Consider the following 25,309-nt stretch of genomic DNA (forward strand, 5'->3'; position numbering starts at 1 on the left):
TCATAAACGTCAGCGTCATCATGCGTTACGCTCTATGGCTCACTGACGTTTTTTTAGCCACGTATCATAAATAGGTACTTCCATGTCGAGTAAGTTAGTACTGGTTCTGAACTGCGGTAGCTCCTCACTGAAATTTGCAATCATCGATGCAGCGAACGGTGAAGAATACCTTTCTGGTTTAGCCGAATGTTTCCATCTTCCTGAAGCACGTATCAAATGGAAAATGGACGGCAATAAACAAGAAGCGGCTTTAGGTGCAGGCGCCGCTCACAGTGAAGCGCTGAACTTTATTGTTAATACTATTCTGGCACAAAAACCAGAACTGTCTGCGCAGTTGACCGCAATTGGTCACCGTATCGTACACGGCGGCGAGAAGTATACCAGCTCCGTGGTCATTGATGACTCCGTTATCCAGGGCATCAAAGACGCTGCGCCGTTCGCTCCGCTGCACAACCCGGCTCACCTGATCGGGATTACTGAAGCGCTGAAATCCTTCCCGGAACTGAAAGAAAAGAACGTTGCAGTGTTCGACACCGCGTTCCATCAAACCATGCCGGAAGAGTCTTACCTGTATGCCCTGCCGTACAGCCTGTACAAAGAACACGGCGTACGTCGTTACGGTTTCCACGGCACCAGCCACTACTATGTGACTCAGGAAGCCGCAAAAATGCTGAACAAGCCGGTTGAAGAACTGAACATCATCACCTGCCATCTGGGCAACGGTGGTTCCGTTTCTGCAATCCGCAACGGCCAGTGCGTTGACACCTCTATGGGTCTGACCCCGCTGGAAGGTCTGGTGATGGGCACCCGTACCGGTGACATCGACCCGGCAATCATCTTCTTCCTGCATGACAACCTGGGCATGAACATCGATCAGATCAACAAAATGCTGACCAAAGAATCAGGTCTGTTGGGTCTGACCGAAGTCACCAGCGACTGCCGTTATGTTGAAGACAACTACACCGCTAAAGAAGATGCGAAACGTGCGATGGACGTATACTGCCACCGTCTGGCGAAATACATCGGCTCTTACACCGCGCTGATGGAAGGTCGTCTGGACGCAGTGGTCTTCACTGGCGGTATCGGTGAAAACGCGGCGATGGTGCGTGAGCTGTCTCTGGGTAAACTGGGCGTGCTGGGCTTTGAAGTCGATCACGAACGTAACCTGGCTGCCCGTTTCGGCAAATCTGGTTTCATCAACAAAGAAGGTACCCGTCCTGCGGTGGTTATCCCAACCAACGAAGAACTGGTTATCGCGCAAGACGCGAGCCGTCTGACTGCCTGATTTTACACCGCCAGCCTAGCTGGCGGTGCTGTTTTGTAACCCGCCTGAAACCGGCGGTAACGAAAGAGGATAAACCGTGTCCCGTATTATTATGCTGATCCCTACCGGAACCAGCGTCGGCCTGACCAGCGTCAGCCTTGGCGTCATCCGTGCTATGGAACGCAAAGGCGTTCGTCTGAGCGTCTTTAAGCCAATCGCCCAACCGCGCGCGGGTGGCAATGCGCCAGACCAGACTACCGCTATCGTTCGTGCAAACTCGTCTGTCCCGGCGGCTGAACCGCTGAAGATGAGCCACGTTGAATCTCTGCTGTCCAGCAATCAGAAAGATGTGCTGATGGAAGAGATCATCGCGAACTATCACGCGAACACCAAAGATGCGGAAGTGGTGCTGGTTGAAGGCCTGGTTCCGACGCGTAAACACCAGTTCGCTCAGTCTCTGAACTACGAAATCGCGAAAACGCTGAATGCGGAAATCGTCTTCGTGATGTCTCAGGGCACCGACACCCCGGAACAGCTGAATGAGCGTATCGAACTGACCCGCAGCAGCTTCGGCGGCGCGAAGAACACCAACATCACCGGCGTTATTGTTAACAAACTGAACGCACCGGTTGATGAGCAGGGCCGTACCCGCCCGGATCTGTCTGAGATTTTCGACGACTCTTCCAAAGCGAAAGTGGTGAAAGTCGATCCGGCTAAACTCCAGGAATCCAGCCCGCTGCCGGTTCTGGGCGCGGTGCCGTGGAGCTTCGATCTGATTGCGACCCGTGCAATCGACATGGCGCGTCACCTGAACGCTACCGTTGTGAACGAAGGCGATATCAACACCCGTCGCGTGAAGTCTGTCACGTTCTGCGCGCGCAGCATTCCGCACATGCTGGAGCACTTCCGTGCGGGTTCTCTGCTGGTGACTTCTGCTGACCGTCCTGACGTACTGGTTGCGGCTTGCCTGGCGGCAATGAACGGCGTGGAAATCGGCGCTCTGCTGCTGACCGGCGGCTACGAAATGGACGCGCGCATCTCTAAACTGTGCGAACGTGCTTTCGCAACCGGCCTGCCGGTATTCATGGTGAACACCAACACCTGGCAGACCTCTCTGAGCCTACAGAGCTTCAACCTGGAAGTTCCGGTTGATGACCATGAGCGTATCGAAAAAGTTCAGGAATACGTTGCTAACTACATCAACGCTGACTGGATTGAATCCCTGACCGCGACCTCTGAGCGCAGCCGTCGTCTGTCTCCGCCTGCATTCCGCTACCAGCTGACCGAGCTGGCGCGTAAAGCCGGTAAACGCGTCGTTCTGCCGGAAGGCGACGAACCGCGTACCGTTAAAGCGGCAGCCATCTGTGCTGAACGTGGCATCGCGACTTGCGTCCTGCTGGGTAACCCGGAAGAGATCAACCGCGTTGCCGCCTCTCAGGGCGTAGAACTGGGCGCAGGCATTGAAATCGTCGACCCGGAAGTGGTTCGCGAAAGTTATGTTGCTCGTCTGGTTGAGCTGCGTAAGAGCAAAGGCATGACCGAAACCGTCGCCCGCGAACAGCTGGAAGACAACGTGGTTCTCGGTACGCTGATGCTGGAACAGGATGAAGTTGACGGTCTGGTTTCCGGTGCGGTTCACACCACGGCAAACACCATTCGTCCGCCGCTACAGCTGATCAAAACAGCGCCGGGCAGCTCTCTGGTCTCTTCCGTGTTCTTCATGCTGCTGCCGGAACAGGTCTATGTTTACGGCGACTGCGCGATCAACCCGGACCCGACGGCAGAACAGCTGGCTGAAATCGCCATCCAGTCTGCGGAATCCGCAATTGCCTTCGGCATCGAACCGCGCGTTGCGATGCTCTCCTACTCCACCGGCACCTCTGGCGCAGGCAGCGACGTAGAGAAAGTGCGTGAAGCGACCCGTCTGGCGCAGGAAAAACGTCCTGACCTGATGATCGACGGCCCGCTGCAATACGACGCCGCAGTCATGGCTGATGTTGCGAAATCCAAAGCGCCGAACTCTCCGGTTGCAGGTCGCGCGACCGTGTTCATCTTCCCGGATCTGAACACCGGTAACACCACCTACAAAGCGGTACAGCGTTCTGCCGACCTGATCTCCATCGGGCCGATGCTACAGGGTATGCGCAAGCCGGTGAACGACCTGTCCCGTGGCGCGCTGGTAGATGATATCGTCTACACCATCGCCCTGACCGCGATTCAGTCTTCACAGCAACAGCAGTAATCTGCTTTGTGTGCCGGATAGCGACGCTAAGGCGTCCTTATCCGGCCAGCACTTCATATCTAAGGTCTGGAAATAGCGATTATTTCCAGATTTTTTATGCCTGCCGAACCGGCATGAACGAAATCCGATTTTCCCGCTTAGCTGCGCTGTATCAATGAATAACTATTCCTCTGTTCGCATAATTATCTCTTTGCCTTGCAACAGGGATAGTGTGTTATGTCCGCAGTAACAGAATCGCAATCGCGGCCTGCCAAAAAATGGGCGATGCCCGATACGCTGGTGATTATTTTTTTCGTCGCCATTCTGACCAGTCTTGCCACCTGGGTTGTTCCCGTCGGAATGTTCGACAGCCAGGAGGTGCAGTATCAGGTTGACGGGCAGACGAAAACCCGCAAAGTGGTCGATCCCCACTCTTTTCGTATTCTCACCAACGAAGCCGGTGAAGCGCAGTATCACCGCGTCCAGCTCTTTACAACCGGCGATGAAAGACCCGGCTTAATGAATTTCCCGTTCGAAGGATTAACCTCCGGTTCTAAATTCGGCACGGCTGTCGGCATCATCATGTTTATGCTGGTGATCGGCGGCGCGTTCGGCATCGTCATGCGCACAGGCACCATTGATAACGGTATTCTGGCGCTGATACGCCATACGCGCGGTAATGAGGTGCTGTTTATCCCGGTGCTGTTCATCCTCTTCTCACTGGGCGGCGCGGTTTTTGGTATGGGGGAAGAGGCCGTCGCCTTTGCGATTATTATCGCGCCGCTGATGGTGCGCCTGGGCTATGACAGCATTACCACCGTACTGGTTACCTATATCGCCACCCAGATTGGTTTTGCCAGTTCATGGATGAACCCGTTTTGCGTCGTGGTCGCGCAGGGGATTGCGGGCGTACCGGTCCTTTCCGGCTCAGGCTTGCGCATTGTTGTGTGGTTCGTTTCCACGCTGATTGGTCTTCTTTTTACCCTGACCTATGCCGCGCGGGTGAAAAAGAATCCCCATCTGTCGCGCGTCCATGAATCCGATCGCTATTTTCGTGAGAAGCAGGACGAAATCGCCCAACGTCCTTTCACCACAGGCGACTGGCTGGTGCTGATTGTGCTGACCGGAGTGATGATTTGGGTTATCTGGGGAGTGATTGTTCACGCGTGGTTTATTCCTGAGATTGCCAGCCAGTTCTTCACGATGGGCGTGGTCATCGGCATCATTGGGGTTATTTTCCGCCTCAACGGTATGACGGTGAACATCATGGCCTCCTCGTTCACCGAAGGCGCCAGAATGATGATTGCCCCGGCCCTGCTGGTCGGCTTCGCCAAAGGTATTTTATTGCTCGTGGGCAACGGCGAGGCGGGCGACGCCAGCGTGTTAAATACCCTGTTGAACAGTATTGCTCACGGTATTAGCGGTCTGAACAACGCTGTCGCCGCATGGTTTATGCTGCTGTTTCAGGCCGTATTCAATTTCTTTGTTACCTCCGGTTCCGGTCAGGCAGCGTTAACGATGCCGCTTCTGGCTCCGTTAGGCGATCTGGTAGGCGTAAACCGTCAGGTTACGGTACTGGCCTTCCAGTTTGGCGATGGCTTCAGTCACATCATCTATCCAACGTCCGCATCGTTAATGGCGACATTAGGCGTGTGCCGGGTCGATTTTCGCAACTGGCTGAAGGTTGGCGCGACGCTGCTGGGGTTGCTGTTTATCATGTCCAGCGTGGTGGTTATCGGCGCGCAGTTGATGGGATACCATTGATCAAAAATGCCGGATGGCGACGCTGGCGCGTCTTATCCGGCCTACGAGTCAGGTTATTGTAGGCCGGATAAGCGGTAGCGCCATCCGGCAACAACACATCATTATTACAGCAGCGTTTTCGCCGCTTCCACAATGGCCTCTGCGGTCAAACCATACTCCTTCTGCAAGAAATCCTGCGTTCCGACCTGACCATAACGCTCTTTAACGCCGACGCGGCGCATGGGCACCGGGCACGTTTCAACCAGCACTTCAGCCACGGCCGACCCAAGTCCATTATGAATGCTGTGGTTCTCACAAGTGACGATTCGCCCGGTTTTCTCCGCGTAATTTTTTACCAGCATGCGGTCGATGGGCTTGAGGGTAAACATATCGATAACCGCCGCGTTCACGCCATCCTGCTCCAGCTGGCGCGCCGCCTCCAGCGCCTCGGCAACCATAATGCCGTTGGCAATCAGCGTGATATCGCTGCCTTCACGCAGAACATTCCCTTTACCGATGGTGAACGTCGATCCTGGAGCATAAATGCTCGGGGCCTGTTTGCGGATGGTTCGAACCCAGTAAAAACCCTCAAGATCGATAAGCTGGCGCAAAATATCCTTAAACATGACGGCATCGGTCACTTCCAGCACGACCGAATGCGCCAGCCCGCGCACAATGCCCATATCTTCAAAAGACATATGGGTGCCGCCGTTATGGCAGGCAGTCACGCCGGCATCCGACGCGATCACCTTGACGTTGTTGCGCTGGTAATCGAGCGACATAAACAGCTGATCAAAACAGCGACGGCTGGCAAAGGCGGTAAAGGTATGGACAAACGGTTTGCGTCCGGTGAGCGATAGCCCTGCCGCAGTGCCGATCACATTGGCTTCCATAATGCCGCAGTTGATCACATGCTGAGGATAATCCCTCGCAACGCCGTCCATCGCCATAGAACTCATGAGATCCGCTTCAAGTGCGATAATCTGGCTTCCGGCCTCTATCTGCTCCGCCACAAATCCGGCGTACACTTTACGCATTTCCATGCTCTCTTTTTGTCCCGCGGGTGCAACCTTAATCATGCGCGGCCTCCAGTTGGCGAATCGTCTCGTTAAGCGCCTTTTTCATCTCATCGGTCAGACGCAGGTGGTGGGAGTTGCTTAATTGCTCCAGGTAGGGCACGCCCTGTCCTTTAATACTGTCGAGGATCACCACGCGTGGACGGGCATCCGCCGCCGGAACCGGCTGAACGACCTCCAGCAGCCGGGCAATGTCATCGCCTTTCACGGTGACAACATCAAAACCGAAAGCGCGGAATTTCCCTTCCAGATCGAACGGGCAAATAATCTCATCCAGTTCGCCGTCCAGCTGCTGCTTGTTCCAGTCGATAAACACCGTCAGGTTGTTCAGGCGATGATGGGCGATAAACTGAAACGCTTCCCAGCACTGCCCTTCGTTCAGCTCGCCGTCGCCGACGATACAAAATACCCGATTCGGGCGCCCGGCAAGTTTGTGCGACAGCGCCATCCCCCCGGCAATCGAGATCCCCTGCCCCAGTGAACCGGTCGTCGCATCCACGCCGCGCGTTTTTAACCTGTCTGGATGGCTCGGCAGACGGGTGCCGTTCTGGTTAAGCGTGTTCAGTTCTTCTGTCGGAAAGTAGCCTTTAATCGCCAGCGTGCTGTAGAGCGCCGGGCCAGCATGACCTTTAGACAGCACAAAGTAATCGCGCTCCGGCCAGTCAGGGTCGGCCGGGTCAATCTTCATCACCGCGCCGTACAGCACCGCCAGCGTCTCCACTACCGACATGCTGCCACCGTAGTGGCCAAAGCCAAGCTGCGTCAATGACTTAAGAGTGGCAACGCGAATATCGCGCGCCAGTTGAGTAACTTCATTCACATTCATAATTTGGCTCCGGTATTCTCCTGCGTGTTACCCCCCGCAGATTTGTTTTTCGCAAACACGTTGTACGCCACCAGCAGCACGAACAACGCCACAACAAGCCCTGTGATGGCAAGCGGCGACAGGTAGCGCGCCAGATTGCCCAGCACAATCCCCACTGCGCCGAAATCAGCGTCTGAGAAGGTCGTATTCGCAAAGCCGATCGCCCCCAGCACGGGCAGCAGCAGAACGGGCAGGAAGGTGATCAACAGACCGTTGGCAAATGCGCCGATCATCGCGCCGCGACGCCCGCCAGTGGCATTACCAAATACGCCAGCCGTCGCACCGGTAAAGAAGTGCGGCACCACGCCCGGCAGGATCAGCACCAGCTTCATCTGTCCGAGCAGGAACAGACCGACCAGGCCGCCGAGGAAGCTAAACAGGAAGCCAATCAGCACCGCGTTAGGCGCATACGGATAGACGACCGGGCAGTCCAGCGCCGGGCGGGCGTTCGGCACCAGTTTTTCTGAGAATCCGGTAAAGGCCGGTACGATTTCCGCCAGAATCAGACGTACGCCCTGTAGGATGATGAACACGCCCGCCGCAAAGGTGATCGCCATAATGATGGCGTAGACCAGGTAGTTCTGACCGCCGCTGAAGGTGCTCTCGACATATTCACGCCCCGCGCTTACCGCCATGATCAGATAGATAATCATCATGGTCAGAGAGATAGAGATCGAACTGTCGCGCAGGAAGCTTAAGTTTTTAGGCAGGTTCATCTCTTCGGTAGAGCGGGAACCTTTACCACAAAGGCTGCCGATCCAGCCGGACAGCACATAACCCAGCGTGCCGAAGTGACCAAACGCGATATCATCAGTGCCGGTGATACGCTTCATATAGCGCTGCGCCAGCGCCGGGAAAAAGGCCATCACCAGCCCCAGAATCAGCGATCCGGTAAAGACGAGACCAACGCCGTCAAAACCGGCAACCGTCAGGATTACGCCGATCATACAGGCCATATAAAACGTATGGTGTCCTGTCAGAAAGATGTATTTCAGACGGGTAAAACGGGCGACCACAATATTCGCCACCATGCCAAAGGCCATGATCAGCGCCGTAGACGCCCCGTATTTTTCCAGCGCGATGGAAACAATCGCTTCGTTATTTGGAATAATCCCCTGGATATTAAACGCATGTTCAAACATTCCGCCGAGTGGATTTAAAGACCCGACCAGTACCGTTGCGCCGCCGCCCAGTACAATAAAACCTAAAATAGTTTTAATCGTGCCTTTCACTACATCGGAAAACGCTTTTTTCTGCGCGACAAGGCCAATTAAGGCAATTAACCCCACCAGCACCGAGGGCACTTTTAAGATATCAACAACAAAATTCAGCGTTTCAAGGATAAACATATCCGCCTCGCTTGCAATAAGGTTATTGTTTGGCGAACCAGGCGCGCAGCTGCGCTTCAAGTTCATTAATATCGATAATGTTATTAATCACCACCAGTTGGCTTTCCGGCACGCTGGCGCTGGCGGCAATATCTTTCGCCATGACAAACAGATCCGCAGCGCCAGGCGTCGCCGAGGAGAGATCGGAATGCTCAACATCGGCATCAATTTCAAGCTTCCTGAGCACTTTTTTAATATTCATTTCGACCATAAAACTGCTGCCCAGGCCAGAACCGCAAATAGCCATAATTTTCATTATCATCACCTTCTTTTAAGTAGAGTACGCCCGCATCACGCAGGCGCGTAATGTGTCAGGTAATTCGGAATGCGTAATTAAATTAGAAACGTGCGATTATTGTTTTTATTTCCTCCAACGACTTCGCCTGATGTAATTTATCCATATCGTCATCGCTGGAAAATAACTCTGCCAGCGCCGAAATCATTTCAATATGGCTGTGTTTGTCGGGTGCCGCGAGCATCACGATGATATCCACCGGATCGAACTCGCCCGCCCCAAATGAGACACCCTGCTCCAGCTTTAACAACGACAAGCCTAATCCCTTTGCTCCCTCTTCCGGTCGCGCATGCGGCATCGCCAGACCCGGCGCCAGAACGTAATACGCGCCCAGCTTATGATGCTGCTCAACAATCGCCGTCACATATTCAGGTGTGATAACGCCAGCATCCAGCAGCGGTCTGGCACATATTTCCAGCGCCTGCGGCCAGTTTTCCACCCTCGCCTGCCGCATGATGGTTGCATCAGTTAGCCAGTGATTGAGCACATATCCTCCTCGCGTGATTGCCAGATATGAGCAAACTTTATTCAAGCGCTGAAACCTTATCTGTGATCATATTCACAAAGATAGCGCTATCAAAAGTTATCAGTCAGATATGTGATAGCGCTATCAAAATACAATCAACGCGTGAAATCACAGCCTTAAACCGGATTTAAGGCGTATACTGCTACTCCCGTGAAGCGATGAATGACAATAAAAAAACATCTCAATACGTTGTAATTGCGCAGGAATCTGTATGTCTATAACTCGAAAACGGCGTAGTACTGGTAAGGTGACCATCGCCGATGTTGCTCAGCTTGCCGGTGTCGGCACCATGACCGTGTCCCGTGCGTTACGCACGCCTGAGCAAGTTTCCGATAAACTCCGGGAAAAAATCGAAGCCGCAGTGAATGAACTCGGTTACATGCCCAATCTTGCCGCAAGCGCGCTGGCTTCCGCCTCGTCACGGACCATCGCGATGGTCGTCCCAAACCTCACGGAAGCCGGTTGTTCAGAAATGTTTGCCGGACTTCAGCAAGTTTTACAACCTGCGGGATACCAGATTATGCTGGCGGAGTCCCTTCACCATCTCGAACAGGAAGAGAAACTGCTGGAGACGCTGCTGGCCTCCAACATCGCCGCCGCCATCTTACTCAGCGTCGAGCACAGCGACACGGTGCGTCACTGGTTAAAAAACGCGTCGATTCCGGTGATGGAAATTGGCGCCATTCGTACCGATCCGATTGATATGAATATAGGTATTGATAACGTCGCGGCAATGTACGAACTGACCGAAATGCTCATTCAGCGCGGTTATCAGAATATTGGCCTGCTTTGCGCCAATCAGGAGCAGTGGATCTTTCAACAGCATTTGCAGGGCTGGTACAAGGCGATGTTGCGCCACCATATGTCGCCCAATCGCGTGATTAACGCCGCCCTGCCGCCAAACTTTTCCACCGGCGCTTCGCAGCTTCCCGAATTTATTCTGGCGTGGCCCGAGCTGGACGCGCTGGTGTGCGTATCCGATGAGCTGGCTTGCGGTGCGTTATATGAGTGTCAGCGCAGACGGATCAAAGTCCCTGACGATCTGGCGGTGGTAGGATTCGGCGACAGCGATGTGAGTCGGGTTTGTCAGCCGCCGTTAACGACAATGGCCGTACCGCATCGTAAGATAGGCCTTGAAGCCGGACGCGCGCTGCTGGAACGTCTGAAGGATGGCAACTGGAGCGATCGGAAACAGATCGCCTCCAGTTTATGCTTGCGGGATAGCTGTTAGAGACCTTATTCCGTCTCTTCTTGCTTCTCTTGCTTTGCCGATTCATTGTTGGCATTGCGGGTCATCCACAACGCCAGCGCTTTCAATGAGTCCGGGGTGAACTCATCGCAACGCGCCGTAATTTCTTCCGGCGTCAGCCAGCAGACTTCGCTGATTTCTTCTTCCTGAAGCGCGAATGGCCCATGAGAAACGCAGCTAAATAATCCGCCCCAGACACGGCAATTATCATCTTCAAAATAGAACTGACCGTGCTCAGCAAACGGCACGCCTGCGATACCCAGTTCTTCTTCCGCTTCACGTCGTGCAGACTCCAGCAGTTGCTCATCGGCCTGCACCACCCCACCTGCGGTGGCATCTAACATGCCGGGCAAAAAGTCTTTTGTCTCAGTACGGCGTTGAACCAGAATTTTGCCCATACCATCATGCACGACGATATACGTTGCACGATGACGTAAGCGCTGCGCTCGCATTTGCTCCCGGCTGGATTGCGCAATGACTTCGTTCTCTTCATTCACAATATCCACCCATTCAGTACTTGCCAAACGACGCTGTTCCACCATCAGGAAACCTTCTTTTTCTGGCGCTCTTACGGCGCATTTACAATTGTGGGGTAAATTACGGATTAATCGCGACCTGCGCAATGATACTTTGATCATTGAGTGCGATTACGCTCAAAACATTATCATCCAGAATGCCGTAGCTTGCTGCAAACCCACCTTTCGGGATGCTGACTGAGCCTGGATTAAAGTGATACAGCTCGCCGCGTTTTTCAGCGACCGGCAGATGAGTATGCCCATAAGCAAGAACGTCGCCCGCATTTAACGCGGGTACATTATCCGCCCCGAACAGGTGTCCGTGGGTCAGGAAGATGCGCCGGTTTTCCAGCAGCACTTGCTGCCACGGCGCGGTTATCAGGAAGTGGAGCAGCATCTGATCCACTTCGCTGTCACAGTTTCCCCGTACCGCAATAATACGCGCCGCCTGCTCGTTCAGGCGTTCTGCCACCTGCGCCGGTGCGTAGCCTTCCGGCAGCGCGTTACGCGGCCCGTGATAAAGCACATCACCCAGTATCACCAGCCATTGCGCGCCACTTTGCGCAAACCGTTCAAGTACGCGCTCTGTCGCAGGTAACGAACCATGAATGTCCGATGCAAACATCAGTTTCATCACTCACTCCTCGTCATAAAAAACCGCTCTATGATACTGGATTATACGCGGATTATCAGCCGGAACGCTTTGCGGAAAGCGCAATAAAACGTTGAACGGAGGCGCGCTGCCACTGGAATGCTGCATATTCCGCCAGTGCCTCAGGAATCTCGTCGCCATTCAGTACGAGGCGGTTAAGCATGAGCGCCAAATCGGTATCCGCAATACACCATTCGCCAAATAAATTCGGCTTACCGTGAGCGAGCAAACCACTGGCCGTCGCCACCAGTTTTGCCGCGCTCTCTTTCCCCGCTTCGCTTAACGGGCCTTTCCTGGCCGCCGCAAAGACCACATCCGTCGAACGTTCCTCGCGAATGGGCATTAAATCACTGCGTAACCACGCCTGAATCTGGCGCGCGCGGGCGCGTTTTTGCAGATCGTGCGGGTAGATGCGCTCCCACTGCGGCGGCGCAAAGCGATCTTCCAGATACTCGGTAATTGCCGACGACTCGCTAAGCTCAAAGCCATCGATTTCCAGCACCGGGACGCGGCGCGTTAACGCGTAGCCCTGCCATGAGGGCTGCAAATGCTCGCCGCTGCTCAGGTCAACGGTTTTGAGGGTAAAAGGCAGTCCTTTCTCCTGCAAGGCAACATAAACGGATAAGACGTAAGGAGAGAAAAAGTTAGCGTCTGACCAAAGCGTAATCTCGGGTTTGCTCATAATGTCCTCTTCGTTCTTTGGGCTTTCTCTCAAAATATAGAGTCTTTCGCATACTGTCACCTGATGAAAACTCATACTGAGCCCGGCAACAGAACGCGCAAGACTGCGGCCTTAGCAGAAGCCTGAGAGTCAGAGCGAATAACGCGGCCGGGTTCTCGTGTATCATGCAAAGGTTCAACCATGGAGGACGCCTGCAATGTCACAACCTGACGCTATTATTCGTATAAAAAACCTTCGTCTGCGCACGTTTATCGGTATCAAAGAGGAAGAGATCCTCAACCGCCAGGATATCGTTATTAACGTTGCCATTCACTATCCGGCGGAAAAAGCCCGCGTAAGCGAGGACATCAACGACGCGCTGAATTACCGCACCATCACAAAAAACATTATTCAGCATGTGGAGAGCAACCGATTCTCGCTGTTAGAAAAATTAACTCAGGATGTGCTCGACATCGCACGCGAACATCACTGGGTCACTTATGCTGAAGTAGAGATCGACAAACTTCATGCGCTGCGTTATGCCGATTCCGTCTCCATGACGCTCAACTGGCGACGTTAAGCGCTATCCGGGAGGAAACATGCAGATTCTGATTACCGGCGGTACTGGCCTGATAGGACGCCACCTGATTCCCCGTCTGCTGGCGCTGGGGCATCAGGTGACGGTCGTCACACGGAGTCCCGATAAGGCGCGTCAGCTTCTCGACTCCCGGGTTGCGCTGTGGAAAGGGCTGGAGGACAGGCAGAACCTCAACGACATAGACGCCGTGGTCAACCTTGCTGGCGAGCCTATCGCCGACAAACGCTGGACTGCGCAGCAAAAAGAGCGTTTGTGTCAAAGCCGCTGGTCCATCACGCAAAAGCTGGCGGATTTGATCAACGCCAGCGAGACGCCCCCGGCCGCGTTAATTTCCGGGTCTGCCGCAGGCTATTACGGCGATCTGGGCGAAGTTGTCGTAACGGAAGAAGAACCGCCGCATAACGAATTTACCCATAAGTTATGCGCGCGTTGGGAGCAGATTGCCTGTAGCGCGCAAAGTGATAAAACGCGCGTTTGTCTGCTACGCACCGGCGTCGTCCTGGCGCCGGAAGGCGGCATTCTGGCCAAAATGATCCCGCCGTTTCGCCTGGGGCTGGGAGGGCCAATTGGCAATGGGCGTCAGTATCTGGCCTGGATCCATATCGATGATATGGTAAACGGTATTCTCTGGCTGCTGGATAACGACCTGCGCGGCCCGTTCAATATGGTTTCGCCTTATCCGGTTCGTAATGAACAGTTCGCCCATGCGCTGGGTCATGCGCTGAACCGCCCCGCAATCCTGCGCGTTCCCGCGACCGTCATCCGCCTGTTAATGGGGGAATCATCGGTACTGGTGCTGGGCGGACAGCGCGCATTGCCAAAAAGACTGGAGGCGGCGGGGTTTTCATTTCGCTGGTACGATTTAGAAGAAGCGCTGGCCGATGTGATCCGTTAAACCATTCACCTGGTCACTGTAGCCATTCCGGTGGTAAGGTAGTATGCCTGACTTCTGGAATGGCGATTTTATGGCGATAATAACCACCTCCCGATTGACCCTCTCCCTTTTTCAACCTACTGACTGGTCCTTTTTTCTCGCACTGCGTGAAAACCCTGAAATCATGCGTTATATGGCTGATATCACGCCGGAAAAAGACACTCGCCTGCTGTTCGCCCGTCGCCTCGTCTCAAAGTATACCTTCGTCATCCGCCTGCATAACAGCGATAAGCCTTTGGGCGACATTGGCTTACAAATTAGCCACCATTATCCGCAGGAAGCCGATATCGGCTATACGGTGCTCCCGGAAGCGCAAGGGAGAGGGATCGCCACAGAAGCCTTATATGCCGTCTGCGATTACGCCTTTACGCATACCAGCGTGAAAGCGATAAATGCCTATGTGCTGGCAAAGAATCACGCGTCTGTGCGCGTGCTGGAAAAGCGTGGTTTTACGCGGACTCAGGTGCTGAAAAACGCCTATGAGGTGAACGGCATCCGGTATGACGAATGGGTATATCGTCTGGAAAGCGAGATGGGGTGATAATCGCCGGATGGCGGCGATGCCTTATCCGGCCTACGTGTCGGCCCGGTAAGCACAGCGCCACCGGGCAAAATTGTTTCTCTGAGCGACGGATAAACCGCTACTTCAGCGAGCCTTTCAGGAACTGTTGCAAACGCGGGCTTTGCGGGTTGCCGAATACCTGCTCTGGATCGCCTTCTTCTTCGATTTTCCCCTGATGCAGGAAAATCACATGGGTGGAAACATGGCGGGCAAACCCCATTTCATGCGTCACCACCACCATCGTTTTCCCCTCTTCCGCTAACTGCTGCATGATACGCAAGACTTCGCCTACCAGTTCGGGGTCAAGCGCCGATGTCGGCTCATCAAACAGCAGTACCTCAGGTTCCATCGCCAACGCGCGGGCAATTGAGACGCGCTGCTGCTGACCACCTGAGAGGTGTACCGGGTATTTTCCCTGCGCACGTTCATCAATACCAACTTTCGCCAGGTATTTCACCGCACGCTCGCGCGCTTCATGTTTGCTTAATCCCAGCACCTGAATCGGCGCTTCCATAACGTTCTCCAGCACCGTCATGTGGCTCCAGAGATTGAAGTGCTGAAATACCATCGTCAGGCGCGTACGCAGCAGCCGCAGTTGGTTTTTATCGGCGACCTTGAGCTGGCCGTCTTTATCACGCACCAGGGAAATATTCTGGCCGCTCACCACAATCGACCCTTCGCTCGGTTTTTCGAGGAAGTTAATACAGCGCAGAAAGGTACTCTTACCGGAGCCAGACGATCCGATAATACTGATCACATCTCCGGCGTTAGCCTGTAGCGATACCCCTTTCAGCACCTCATGTTCGCCGTAGCGCTTGTGCAAATCGATAACGTTTAATTTATTCTCAGACATCGTATTCTCAGTGCGTTGAAGAAGGTTTCACGTGCTGGAGCCAGCGCTTTTCCGCTTTACGGAACAGGCTAATCAGGACATACGAAATAATCAAATACAGCACAGCGGCAATGCCGAATGCGGTAAACGGTTGATAGGTTGCCGAGTTAATATCACGGGCGATTTTCAGCAAATCCGGCACCGTCGCGGTAAACGCCAGCGCGGTTGAGTGCAGCATCAGGATCACTTCGTTACTGTATGCTGGCAGCGCGATACGCAGCGCGGAAGGTAAAATAATACAGCGATACATTTTGAACGATGAGAAGCCATACGCCCGCGCCGCTTCAATTTCCCCGTGCGGTACTGAACGGATGGCGCCAGCGAAAATCTCCGTGGTATAGGCGCAGGTATTCAGCGTCAACGCCAGAACGGTACAGTTAAGACCGCTACGGAAAAACGCGTTGAGGAGATCGGTTCCTTTCACGATCTCCAGCGTGTACATCCCGGAATAGAACACCAGGAGCTGCACATACAGCGGCGTACCGCGAAAAACATAGGTAAACAACCAGATGGGGAACTGGATAAATTTGTTGCTGGAAACGCGGCCAATCGCCAAAAACAGCGCCAGAATGCCGCCCATCACCACCGAGGAGATCAGCAACCACAGCGTAATGGCCACGCCGGTAAAGCGATAACCATCGCTCCAGAGCAGGGATTTCCAGTACTCCTGAATAATCTCGATCACAGGTCAGCCCTCTTCACACCCACGGAGTAGCGGCGCTCGAGGAACAGCAGCACACCATTGGAAACCGTTGTAAATACCAGATAAATCAGCCCGCACACTACGGCGAAATAGAATGGCTCCCAGGTACTCTTGCCGGCCAGCTGCGTGGCTTTGACCACATCTTCCAGCCCGAGCAGCGAAACCAGCGCCGTCGCTTTGAGGATAACCTGCCAGTTATTACCAATCCCCGGTAAGGCGTAGCGCATCATCGCCGGGAACATAATCCGCCGGAATATTTGCGAACCGGTGAAACCGAATGCCGTCGCCGCTTCAATATGCCCTTTTGGCACCGCCATAAACGCGCCACGGAAGGTTTCCGTAAAGTACGCGCCATAGATAAAACCCAGGGTGATAATACCGGCGACCATCGGATCAATATCAATCTGCCCTATTCCCATCGCGTCGGTCACCGCATTGAGCGCGATTTGCAACCCGTAGAAAATCAGCAGCATTAAAACCAGATCCGGCACCCCGCGAATCAGGGTGGTATAGCCTTCGAAAATAAGTCCCGTCACCCGGTTTTGCGAAAGTTTCGCGCCCGCGCCGACAAGACCGATCAGCACGGCCAGCACAACTGAGCTGAGGGCCAGCTCAAGCGTGACAAGCGCGCCCTGAAAAATAACACCTGAAAACCCGTACAACATGCTGCCTGTCCTGTCGTGTGTGGTGAGTAAGACGCCTCTTTTGATCTCAGTCGAACCGTTAAATGCCGGATGGCGGCTTTGCCTTATCCGACCTACAAAATCTCTGTAGGCCTGATAAGCGCAGCGCCATCAGGCATAAAATCAGCGCGTCAAAAATCTGCGGGCGTTATCTGCACCAGCGGCGATTAACCGCCGTAAACATCAAAATCAAAGTACTTTTTCGCCAGCTTCTCGTAAGTACCGTCAGCACGCATTTCCGCAAATGCTTTGTTCAGGGCTTCGCGCAGTTCGTTATCCTCTTTGCGCAGCCCCATACCCGTACCCACACCGAACAGTTTCTCGTCTTTCACCGACGGGCCGCCGAATTTGTAATCTTTGCCTACAGGCTGCTTCAGGAAGCCTTCGCTGGCTGCGACTTCATCCTGGAAAGCGGCATCGATACGCCCTGCCGTCAGGTCGGAATAGATATTGTCCTGACCCTGGTAAGAGACGATTTCAATGCCTTTCGGCGCCCAGTGCTCATTACCAAACGTTTCCTGCGTGGTGCCCTGCAATACGCCAACACGCTTGCCTTTCAGGGACTCAACGGTCGGCTGAATATCAGAATCTTTGGCGACAACCAGGCGAGAGTCTGCTGCATAGAATTTGTCGGTAAACGCGATTTCCTGCTGACGCTTTTCGGTGATGGAAAGCGAGGACATGATGGCATCGATTTTCTTCGCTTTTAACGACGGGATCAGCGCATCCAGCGGGTTTTCCACGAAGGTACATTGTGTATTAATGCGTTTGCACAGCTCTTTGGCCAGATCGATATCAAAACCGACCAATTCACCCTGTGCATTTTTCGATTCAAAAGGGGCATAAGTCGGATCGGTACCGATACGAACTTTTTGCGGAATGGCTGCAAATGCTGCGGTAGCACTGGAGAAAGCCAGGACCAGAGAAAGAGACAACACCAGTTTTTTCATAACTATCCTCAACAGACTGTCTTTTATAGGGGATCTTTACAGGACCAGGTGCAGTTATCGTGCCATTAATCGGGCCGACAAGGCAAAGCATTCTACCCTGTCAGCCGGTTTATTTTGCATGAAAAGCGCTTAAGTATGCATTCATGCTCATTTTGACAGCGACAAACGCACCATGATGGTGCAAATCTCTCATCACGCACCGTGATGGTTAACCAAAACGGTGCGCAATACTCCCCCGCAGCGACCGGTCAGTCGCCGTAGACGTTAAAGTCAAAGTACTTTTTCGCCATCTTGTCGTAGGTGCCGTCAGCACGCAGATCGCTCAGCGCTTTATCAAACGCCGCTTTCAGCTCGGTATCGTCTTTACGCAAGCCAACCCCGGTGCCGTCGCCAAAGTACTTTTTATCTTTCACGGAAGGACCGGCAAACGCATAGTCCTTGCCCGCAGGCTGTTTGAGGAACCCTTCGCTGGCCGCAACTTCATCCTGCAATGCAGCATCAAGACGGCCCGCCGTCAGGTCGGAATAGATGAGATCCTGGTTCGCGTAGGCCACAACATCCACGCCTTTGCTGCGCCAGTTATCATTCGCATAGGCTTCCTGAGTGGAGCCTTGCAGTACGCCAACGTGCTTGCCCTTCAGCGAGTCAATCGTCGGCTGGACAGATGAGCCTTTCGCGGCAATCAGGCGCGAGTCGGCGGCATACAGTTTGTCGGAGAAGGCAATCTCCTGCTGGCGTTTCTCGGTAATGGAGAGCGATGAAATGATGGCATCGATTTTCTTCGCTTTCAGGGAAGGAATCAGCGCATCAAAATCGCTACCGACCCAGGTGCATTTGATCTGCATACGCTTGCACATCTCATTGCCCAGATCGATATCAAAACCAACAAAATCCCCTTTGGCATCTTTCGATGAGAAAGGCGCATATGTCGCGTCTGTACCAATACGAACCGTCTGCGGTAGCGCTGCGTAGCTGGCCGCCGTTGCGGAAAGTCCTACCAGCAAAGACAAAGCGAGAACTGTCTTCTTCATACATAACCCTCAAGTGGCGTAATTTTATTATGTTTTGCATTGTGTTGTGTGTTTGCAGACTTTTTCATGCAGGTCTTATGCCATTTTCACGTCGGCGTCCCTATTTGACGTTAAATATGTTAATAAAACGTTGCAATATTGTCCTGATGTTGAAGATAGCAGGTATGACGGTTGAACCGCAGCGTTTCGGTCGCTTTTAGCGAATTAAATGTTGAGGATATGATCGCGGTTACAAAATTGCCCTGAAACAGGGCAATTTGTGCAAAAACGCACTGTGAACGGGCAGCGTTATGCGCCCTGCCAACGGGTGAAAAGATCGTGCGGCAACGTGATATCAAACTGATCCAGAACACGATTAACCGTCTGATTAATCACATCATCCAGCGTTTGCGGGCAATGATAAAACGCGGGAACCGGTGGCATAATAACGGCGCCAATTTCAGCCGCCTGAGTCATGAGGCGCAGGTGTCCTAAATGCAGCGGCGTTTCCCGCACGCACAACACCAGCGGGCGGCGCTCTTTCAGGACAACATCCGCCGCACGGGTGAGAAGTCCGTCGGTATAGCTGTGCACAATACCGGAGAGCGTTTTGATCGAGCACGGTAAAATCACCATCCCCACCGTCTGAAAGGAGCCAGAAGAGATACTGGCGGCAATATCGCGCGCATCATGGGTGACATCGGCCAGAGCCTGCACCTCCCGCAAGGAAAATTCGGTTTCCAGCGCAAGCGTCTGACGCGCTGCCGGACTCATCACCAGGTGGGTCTCCACATCCGCCACGTCACGCAGAACCTGCAACAAGCGCACGCCATAAATCGCGCCGCTGGCGCCGCTAATCCCTACAATGAGTCGTTTCATGATTTTTGCCCTTTCTTGCGTCTGGGCTGACTTTGCAGGATTTTACGGGGCGTTGCAAGCAAGGGCGCGGATTGCGCGCCCTTGCCGGGAGGAGAGATTAACCTTCGTTATGCATTTCCAGGTTTTCCACTTCGTTCTGACGCTGCATCGCTTTGACGTCGTCATTACGCAGGGAATCCAGATAATCGAGATACTGCTGGTCAACGTCTTTCGTGACATACACGCCGTTAAAGACCGAACATTCAAACTGCTGAATATCCGGGTTCTCAGCGCGAACAGCTTCAATCAGATCGTCCAGATCCTGGAAAATAAGCCCATCGGCACCGATGATCTGGCGAATTTCATCCACTTCACGACCGTGAGCAATCAGCTCATTTGCCGTCGGCATATCGATACCGTAAACGTTCGGGAAGCGAATTTCCGGCGCCGCAGAAGCCAGATAGACCTTCTTCGCGCCGGCTTCACGGGCCATCTCAATAATCTGTTCAGAGGTGGTGCCGCGCACGATGGAGTCATCCACCAGCAGGACGTTCTTATCGCGGAATTCAGCGCGGTTGGCGTTCAGCTTGCGACGCACGGACTTACGGCGCAACTGCTGGCCCGGCATGATAAACGTCCGGCCAACGTAGCGGTTTTTCACAAAGCCCTGGCGGTACGGCTTACCCAGAATGCGGGCGATTTCCAGCGCGATATCGCAGGAGGTTTCTGGAATCGGGATCACCACGTCGATATCCAGATCTTCCCATTCACGTGCAATTTTTTCGCCCAGCTTCGTCCCCATATTCACGCGGGCGCTGTAGACGGAAATTTTATCGATGAACGAGTCCGGGCGCGCAAAGTAGACGTATTCGAACAGGCACGGATTGCTGACCGGGTTATCCGCGCACTGGCGGGTAAACAACTGGCCTTTTTCGGTGATGTACACCGCTTCGCCCGGCGCCACATCGCGCAGGAATTCGAAGCCCAGCGTATCAAGCGCCACGCTTTCGGACGCAACCATATATTCAGTGCGACCATCGCCAATGTCGCGCTTGCCCAGCACCAGCGGGCGGATGCCGTTCGGATCGCGGAAAGCCACCATACCGTGCCCGATAATCATCGCCACACAGGCATACGCGCCGCGAATCTGCCGGTTGGTCGCGGCAATGGCGGCAAAGATGTTATCGGCTTCCAGCGGGTAATGACGGAAGTTATCCAGCTCGCTGGCAAAAATATTGAGCAGGATTTCAGAATCTGACGTGGTGTTGATGTGACGACGTTTTTCTTCAAACAGCTTTTTACGCAGCTCATGCGCGTTGGTCAGGTTGCCGTTATGAGCAAGCGTGATGCCATACGGCGAGTTGACGTAAAAAGGTTGAGCTTCGGAGGCGCTGGAGCTGCCAGCCGTTGGGTAACGCACATGCCCGATGCCCATATTGCCCTGCATACGCTGCATATGGCGAGCTTCAAAAACATCGCTCACCAGTCCGTTTGCCTTACGCAAGCGGAAGCAGTTGTTGGCATCAATGGTGATGATGCCAGCGGCATCCTGACCACGATGCTGGAGCACCGTTAACGCGTCATAAATCGACTGGTTTACCGGCATAACACCGGCGATACCGACAATACCGCACATACGTCTTTTCCTCGTTAAGCCACATCTCAGAACCGTTACGTTCTGGGCAAGAAACTTGACGAGCTTTGCAGATAGTCAAAGAACCATCTGATGATGAAACTGAACTGCGGGATAAGCTGCGACTTGCTCCAGTCTTCGCTTTTCGACAGGCCGGTAAACGTATCGAGAAAGAACAGAATGGCAGCGACGATTAACGCTCCTCGCAGCGCGCCAAAACAGATCCCCAACACCCTGTCAGTACCCGACAGGCCGGTTTTCTCCACCAGCTGACCTATCACAAAGTTCACGATAGCGCCGACGATAAGCGTCGCGATAAACAGTATCGCGATAGCAATCCCATTTCGAACCAGTTCGTCTTCAAAGCCCGTAAACCAGACAGACAGGTAAGTGTAGTAATGGCTGGCGACAAAGAAAGCACAACCCCATGTCACCAACGATAACGCTTCACGAACAAAGCCACGGATCAGGCTAACCAGACAGGAAAAACCAATCACCGCGATAATGGCGTAATCAATCCAGACCATATGTGTCCCACGATTTTACGCCCTGTCGTCCTGTTCGGGGCGCATTCTAACAGAAAAAGAAAACGTTTGCGTAGGGATTTCCTTCCCGTGCGTAAATAAAAATGGCGCTGAAAAAATATTCAACGCCATCAAACTTTTTGCCTCTTCGGGCATTGCCGGATGGCGGTGCAAGCACCTTATCCGGCCTACAAAACAGTACACCGTAGGCCTGGCTGAACTCCGCGCGGATGGCGGGCAAGCACCTTATCCGGCCTGGAAAACAGTACATCGTAGGCCTGATAAGACGCGCAGCGTCGCCATCAGGCAGCGGTGGCTTAGTTCGGGCTGTAACCCATCACCACGCCACTCAAACCGGAGATCTGCTGTAACTCGCCAAGAGAATTTTTCAGCTTGTCTCTTGAGGCGTCAGGCCCGACGAGGATACGGGTTATTTTACCCTGTACCGGCGTTGACGGAGAAGTATATACCCGGAAGCCCGCGCCACGAAGTTTACCCACTATCTCATTGACCTTATCGGCATTTTTCAACGCCCCCAACTGCACAACGTACGCTTTACCCGTTGGCGCGGGTTTTTCTTCAGCAGCAGGTTTCGGCTCAGGCGCCGGTGTCGGCGTTGCCGCTACCGGTTGCTGCGGCTTCGGCTGTGGTTTCGGCTTTTCAACCGGTTTCGGCTTCGGCGGCTCAACAGGTGCGGGGACAGGATCGAAACTGGCGTTGTTTTCCGCAGCAAAACGGGAAGGGTCCAGAGACGGCGCTGCCGCATCTCCGGCACGCACCTCCTCAGCAGCGCCTTCAGGCGGCTGGGTCGGCAACGCCTGTGTTGCGGCTGGCATCATATCAGGCTCATCGCGATCGCCAGGTTTTGGCACCAGCGGGATCGCCGCAAACTCATCCTGATAGTGTTTTTTCTGCCCGTCGAGCAACCCGGGAAGCACAATCACCCCGAGAGCGACCAGCACGATTGTGCCAACTAAACGATTCTGAAACTTACTCGCCACCGCTTCTCCCCGCGTCCATCACTTCCATGACATGTGCAACCGTGTGAAATGATCCACACACCAGCACGGTATCTTCTGGTTTCGCCTCTGCCAGCGCTGCATGCCACGCCAGCGCGACACTGTCATAGACAGTGCCTTTGCCCAGATGTTCCAGCAATTGCTCCGCCGTCGCGCCGCGCGGCCCTTCCAGCGGCGCGCAATACCAGTCGTCGACCACGCTTTTCAGCCAGGCTAACGTCCCTGCGATATCTTTATCATGTAGCATACCGATAACGGCAAGTATACGCCCGTTTTTCGGCAACATTTTCAGGCGTTCTGTCAGATATTCCGCAGCATGGGGATTATGTGCGACATCCAGAATCACCCGTGGCGATTCGCTCACTATCTGGAAACGACCGGGCAAAATCGCCCGGGCAATACCGTCACGAATCGCCTGCTCGCTGATGTTCAGCCCGCTGGCGCGCAGTGCCGCCAGCGCGGTGGCGGCGTTAGGCTGAGGCACCTGCGGCAGCGGAAGATTCGCCAGCGTACCTTCGCCGTCCGTAAACGACCAGCCGTCGCCCGTCACATCATAATGCCAGTCCACGCCGCGACGCTGTAACTGCGCCCCGGTTTCCTGCGCCACATCGGCGATGGTATACGGCATTTCCGGTTCGCCGACGATAGCCGGTTTTTCCGCCCGGAAGATCCCCGCCTTCTCACGCCCGATACTTTCGCGATCCGGCCCCAGCCAGTCGGTATGATCCAACGCAATGCTGGTCACTACCGCAACATCCGCATCAACAATATTGGTCGCGTCCAGACGTCCGCCCAGCCCGACTTCCAGAATCACCACGTCAAGCTGAGCCTGCTTAAACAGCCACAGCGCCGACAGCGTGCCATATTCAAAGTAGGTCAGAGAAATGTCTTCGCGCGCGGCCTCAATCTCGGCGAACGAGGCGGTATGAGCAGACTCCGGCAACTCGTTCCCCTGCACGCGAACGCGTTCGGTATAGCGCACCAGATGCGGAGAACTGTAAACGCCCACTTTATAGCCCGCCGCCGTCAGCACAGACTCCAGCGTGCGGCAGGTTGTTCCTTTACCGTTAGTGCCCGCCACCGTAAAGACAAACGGCGCGGGTTTCAGCACGCCCAGACGCGCCGCAACCCGGCTTACGCGTTCCAGACCCAAATCGATAGTTTTACTGTGCAGGTTTTCCAGATAAGAAAGCCACGCTGCCAGGGGCGACGCGGCTTGGGGAATGCGTTTATTGTCCATGATGCCTGTAAATTTATTACGTTGAGAAAAGCAAAAGGCAGCGCCAGCTGGCCCTGCCCTTTTGTACTCGTCGTCTTTCAAGCTGCAGGTGTGTTGGCTGCTCTCGCTCACCCGAATCACTTGCCTGTGCAAGCTCATCGGGATTCGCTCTCTTGCCGCCTTCCTGCAACTCGAAATCCATAGAGTAAATTATCAGGCCTCGGGTTCCTGATCGGGTACCGGCGGCACCACCTCGCCTTCGCGCGGCGCATCCGGGTTCGGCGCCGGAAGATTCATCAGCTTCGCCAGAACGCTTGCCAGTTTCAGGCGCATTTCCGGGCGGCGGACGATCATATCGATAGCGCCTTTTTCAATCAGAAACTCACTGCGCTGGAATCCCGGCGGCAGTTTCTCACGTACGGTTTGTTCAATAACACGCGGGCCCGCAAAACCGATTAACGCTTTCGGTTCTGCAATGTTGAGATCGCCGAGCATCGCAAAACTTGCGGAAACGCCGCCCATTGTCGGATCGGTCAACACGGAGATATACGGCAGACCACGCTCCTGCATTTTCGCCAGTGCAGCGGAGGTTTTCGCCATCTGCATCAGCGACATCAGCGCTTCCTGCATACGCGCGCCGCCGGAAGCGGAGAAGCAGATCAGCGGGCAGTTATCTTCCAGCGCCTGCTCAACGGCACGGACAAAACGCGCGCCGACCACAGACCCCATAGAACCGCCCATAAAGGAGAACTCAAACGCCGCCGCGACAATCGGCATATCGTGGAGCGTACCTTTCATCACCACCAGCGCGTCTTTCTCGCCGGTTTCCTTCTGTGCGGAAGCCAGACGATCTTTATACTTCTTGGAGTCGCGGAACTTCAGCACATCTTTCGGCTCAAGTTCGCTGCCCAGTTCCACAAGGCTTCCTTCATCTAACAGGCTATGCAGGCGATTGCGCGCCGACATGCGCATATGATGGTCACACTTCGGACAGACCTCAAGATTACGTTCCAGCTCAGCACGGTATAAAACCTGACCGCAGCTATCACACTTGGTCCACACCCCTTCAGGAATGCTTGCCTTGCGGGTGGGAGTAATGTTGCTTTTAATTCGTTCAATCCAGCTCATTAGTGACCTTTCTGCCTGAACCTTAGTCGTCAGCTTTGTTATCAGGAGCGCATAATGCCATTTTTGCCCCCAACAGACTATGAATGTTGCACATTAAAACATAACAGCCCGAAACTTTGGATAAAAAAGTGGTCGAACCGC

The 25,309-nt window shown here is 54.1% G+C and carries 25 protein-coding genes and 1 pseudogene; 7 read left to right on the forward strand and 19 right to left on the reverse strand.

Annotated elements, in window-relative coordinates:
* Window positions 1-82: 82 nt before the first annotated feature.
* From ackA to yfcC, 3 genes are all read left to right on the forward strand, one after another.
* A complete protein-coding gene (gene ackA, locus OGX93_RS19080) occupies window positions 83-1,285 on the forward strand; it encodes an acetate kinase (RefSeq protein ID WP_012131481.1) in 1,203 nt (400 codons plus the stop codon).
* 76 nt (window positions 1,286-1,361) lie between these two features.
* Window positions 1,362-3,506, forward strand: coding sequence for a phosphate acetyltransferase (gene pta, locus OGX93_RS19085; RefSeq protein ID WP_024130156.1), 2,145 nt, complete (start codon window positions 1,362-1,364; stop codon window positions 3,504-3,506).
* Window positions 3,507-3,722: 216 nt separating this feature from the next.
* Window positions 3,723-5,249: a putative basic amino acid antiporter YfcC gene (gene yfcC, locus OGX93_RS19090; protein WP_104868408.1), complete on the forward strand. Its 1,527-nt coding sequence runs from the start codon at window positions 3,723-3,725 to the stop codon at window positions 5,247-5,249.
* 104 nt (window positions 5,250-5,353) lie between these two features.
* Here the strand turns inward: yfcC and OGX93_RS19095 are convergent, their stop codons facing one another.
* The 5 genes from OGX93_RS19095 to OGX93_RS19115 form a co-directional block, all read right to left on the reverse strand.
* Window positions 5,354-6,307 (reverse strand): transketolase family protein, encoded by a 954-nt coding sequence (locus OGX93_RS19095; protein ID WP_047462336.1) that lies wholly within the window; start codon window positions 6,305-6,307, stop codon window positions 5,354-5,356.
* Complete coding sequence (locus OGX93_RS19100; protein WP_049008599.1) at window positions 6,300-7,130, reverse strand: transketolase; 831 nt, start codon at window positions 7,128-7,130, stop codon at window positions 6,300-6,302. Before OGX93_RS19100 ends, OGX93_RS19095 begins: the two co-directional genes overlap by 8 nt.
* Window positions 7,127-8,518, reverse strand: a complete 1,392-nt coding sequence (locus tag OGX93_RS19105) for a PTS ascorbate transporter subunit IIC (protein WP_012131474.1) — start codon at window positions 8,516-8,518, stop codon at window positions 7,127-7,129. Before OGX93_RS19105 ends, OGX93_RS19100 begins: the two co-directional genes overlap by 4 nt.
* A 22-nt stretch (window positions 8,519-8,540) precedes the next feature.
* On the reverse strand, window positions 8,541-8,813 hold the full coding sequence (locus tag OGX93_RS19110) for a PTS sugar transporter subunit IIB (protein WP_024130155.1): 273 nt from the start codon (window positions 8,811-8,813) through the stop codon (window positions 8,541-8,543).
* 82 nt (window positions 8,814-8,895) lie between these two features.
* Entirely contained in the window at window positions 8,896-9,339 is a 444-nt protein-coding gene (locus tag OGX93_RS19115) for a PTS sugar transporter subunit IIA (RefSeq protein ID WP_024130154.1), read from the reverse strand.
* A gap of 250 nt (window positions 9,340-9,589) precedes the next feature.
* Here OGX93_RS19115 and OGX93_RS19120 point away from each other — a divergent pair, with 250 nt between their 5' ends.
* Window positions 9,590-10,609: a LacI family DNA-binding transcriptional regulator gene (locus OGX93_RS19120; RefSeq protein WP_012131471.1), complete on the forward strand. Its 1,020-nt coding sequence runs from the start codon at window positions 9,590-9,592 to the stop codon at window positions 10,607-10,609.
* Between the two features lie 5 nt (window positions 10,610-10,614).
* On the opposite strand, the gene yfcD is transcribed toward OGX93_RS19120, so the two are convergent.
* Genes yfcD through yfcF form a run of 3 tightly spaced genes read right to left on the reverse strand, consistent with a single transcriptional unit; the run spans window position 10,615 to window position 12,476 of the window.
* A complete protein-coding gene (gene yfcD / locus OGX93_RS19125) occupies window positions 10,615-11,169 on the reverse strand; it encodes an NUDIX hydrolase YfcD (RefSeq protein WP_012131470.1) in 555 nt (184 codons plus the stop codon).
* A gap of 55 nt (window positions 11,170-11,224) precedes the next feature.
* Window positions 11,225-11,776 (reverse strand): phosphodiesterase, encoded by a 552-nt coding sequence (gene yfcE, locus OGX93_RS19130; RefSeq protein WP_012131469.1) that lies wholly within the window; start codon window positions 11,774-11,776, stop codon window positions 11,225-11,227.
* Window positions 11,777-11,831: 55 nt separating this feature from the next.
* Window positions 11,832-12,476 carry a glutathione transferase gene (yfcF, locus tag OGX93_RS19135; RefSeq protein WP_024130152.1) on the reverse strand — a complete coding sequence of 215 codons (645 nt, stop codon included), beginning with the start codon at window positions 12,474-12,476 and terminating at the stop codon, window positions 11,832-11,834.
* Window positions 12,477-12,672: 196 nt separating this feature from the next.
* Here yfcF and folX point away from each other — a divergent pair, with 196 nt between their 5' ends.
* The 3 genes from folX (at window position 12,673) to OGX93_RS19150 (ending at window position 14,528) form a co-directional block, all read left to right on the forward strand.
* On the forward strand, window positions 12,673-13,035 hold the full coding sequence (gene folX, locus OGX93_RS19140) for a dihydroneopterin triphosphate 2'-epimerase (RefSeq protein WP_275165848.1): 363 nt from the start codon (window positions 12,673-12,675) through the stop codon (window positions 13,033-13,035).
* A 19-nt stretch (window positions 13,036-13,054) separates the two neighbouring features.
* The gene (locus tag OGX93_RS19145; protein ID WP_012131466.1) at window positions 13,055-13,948 is read left to right on the forward strand and encodes a TIGR01777 family oxidoreductase; all 894 of its coding nucleotides are present in this window, start codon (window positions 13,055-13,057) and stop codon (window positions 13,946-13,948) included.
* A gap of 70 nt (window positions 13,949-14,018) precedes the next feature.
* A complete protein-coding gene (locus tag OGX93_RS19150; protein ID WP_286449230.1) occupies window positions 14,019-14,528 on the forward strand; it encodes a GNAT family N-acetyltransferase in 510 nt (169 codons plus the stop codon).
* A gap of 100 nt (window positions 14,529-14,628) precedes the next feature.
* Here the strand turns inward: OGX93_RS19150 and hisP are convergent, their stop codons facing one another.
* The 11 genes and pseudogenes from hisP to accD all read right to left on the reverse strand — a co-directional run bounded on the left by hisP (window position 14,629) and on the right by accD (window position 25,168).
* Complete coding sequence (gene hisP, locus OGX93_RS19155) at window positions 14,629-15,402, reverse strand: histidine ABC transporter ATP-binding protein HisP (RefSeq protein WP_049008687.1); 774 nt, start codon at window positions 15,400-15,402, stop codon at window positions 14,629-14,631.
* Window positions 15,403-15,409: 7 nt separating this feature from the next.
* The gene (gene hisM, locus OGX93_RS19160; protein WP_012131463.1) at window positions 15,410-16,126 is read right to left on the reverse strand and encodes a histidine ABC transporter permease HisM; all 717 of its coding nucleotides are present in this window, start codon (window positions 16,124-16,126) and stop codon (window positions 15,410-15,412) included.
* Window positions 16,123-16,809 (reverse strand): histidine ABC transporter permease HisQ, encoded by a 687-nt coding sequence (locus tag OGX93_RS19165; protein WP_012131462.1) that lies wholly within the window; start codon window positions 16,807-16,809, stop codon window positions 16,123-16,125. Before OGX93_RS19165 ends, hisM begins: the two co-directional genes overlap by 4 nt.
* A 185-nt stretch (window positions 16,810-16,994) precedes the next feature.
* A complete protein-coding gene (gene hisJ, locus OGX93_RS19170; RefSeq protein ID WP_012131461.1) occupies window positions 16,995-17,777 on the reverse strand; it encodes a histidine ABC transporter substrate-binding protein HisJ in 783 nt (260 codons plus the stop codon).
* Window positions 17,778-18,025: 248 nt separating this feature from the next.
* Complete coding sequence (gene argT, locus OGX93_RS19175) at window positions 18,026-18,808, reverse strand: lysine/arginine/ornithine ABC transporter substrate-binding protein ArgT (protein WP_012131460.1); 783 nt, start codon at window positions 18,806-18,808, stop codon at window positions 18,026-18,028.
* 288 nt (window positions 18,809-19,096) lie between these two features.
* A pseudogene (locus OGX93_RS19180) lies at window positions 19,097-19,672 on the reverse strand (UbiX family flavin prenyltransferase); the annotation flags it as partial.
* Between the two features lie 91 nt (window positions 19,673-19,763).
* On the reverse strand, window positions 19,764-21,281 hold the full coding sequence (gene purF, locus OGX93_RS19185) for an amidophosphoribosyltransferase (RefSeq protein WP_012131457.1): 1,518 nt from the start codon (window positions 21,279-21,281) through the stop codon (window positions 19,764-19,766).
* 35 nt (window positions 21,282-21,316) lie between these two features.
* Window positions 21,317-21,805: a colicin V production protein gene (cvpA, locus tag OGX93_RS19190; protein ID WP_012131456.1), complete on the reverse strand. Its 489-nt coding sequence runs from the start codon at window positions 21,803-21,805 to the stop codon at window positions 21,317-21,319.
* A 314-nt stretch (window positions 21,806-22,119) separates the two neighbouring features.
* Window positions 22,120-22,803 carry a cell division protein DedD gene (gene dedD / locus OGX93_RS19195; RefSeq protein ID WP_012131455.1) on the reverse strand — a complete coding sequence of 228 codons (684 nt, stop codon included), beginning with the start codon at window positions 22,801-22,803 and terminating at the stop codon, window positions 22,120-22,122.
* Entirely contained in the window at window positions 22,793-24,061 is a 1,269-nt protein-coding gene (folC, locus tag OGX93_RS19200; protein WP_012131454.1) for a bifunctional tetrahydrofolate synthase/dihydrofolate synthase, read from the reverse strand. The genes dedD and folC overlap by 11 nt, the downstream gene beginning before the upstream one ends.
* 192 nt (window positions 24,062-24,253) lie before the next feature.
* Complete coding sequence (gene accD, locus OGX93_RS19205) at window positions 24,254-25,168, reverse strand: acetyl-CoA carboxylase, carboxyltransferase subunit beta (protein WP_012131453.1); 915 nt, start codon at window positions 25,166-25,168, stop codon at window positions 24,254-24,256.
* Window positions 25,169-25,309 lie beyond the last annotated feature (141 nt).

This window comes from Citrobacter sp. CK195, from assembly GCF_030333365.1.
Classification (GTDB): Bacteria; Pseudomonadota; Gammaproteobacteria; order Enterobacterales; family Enterobacteriaceae; genus Citrobacter_B; species Citrobacter_B koseri.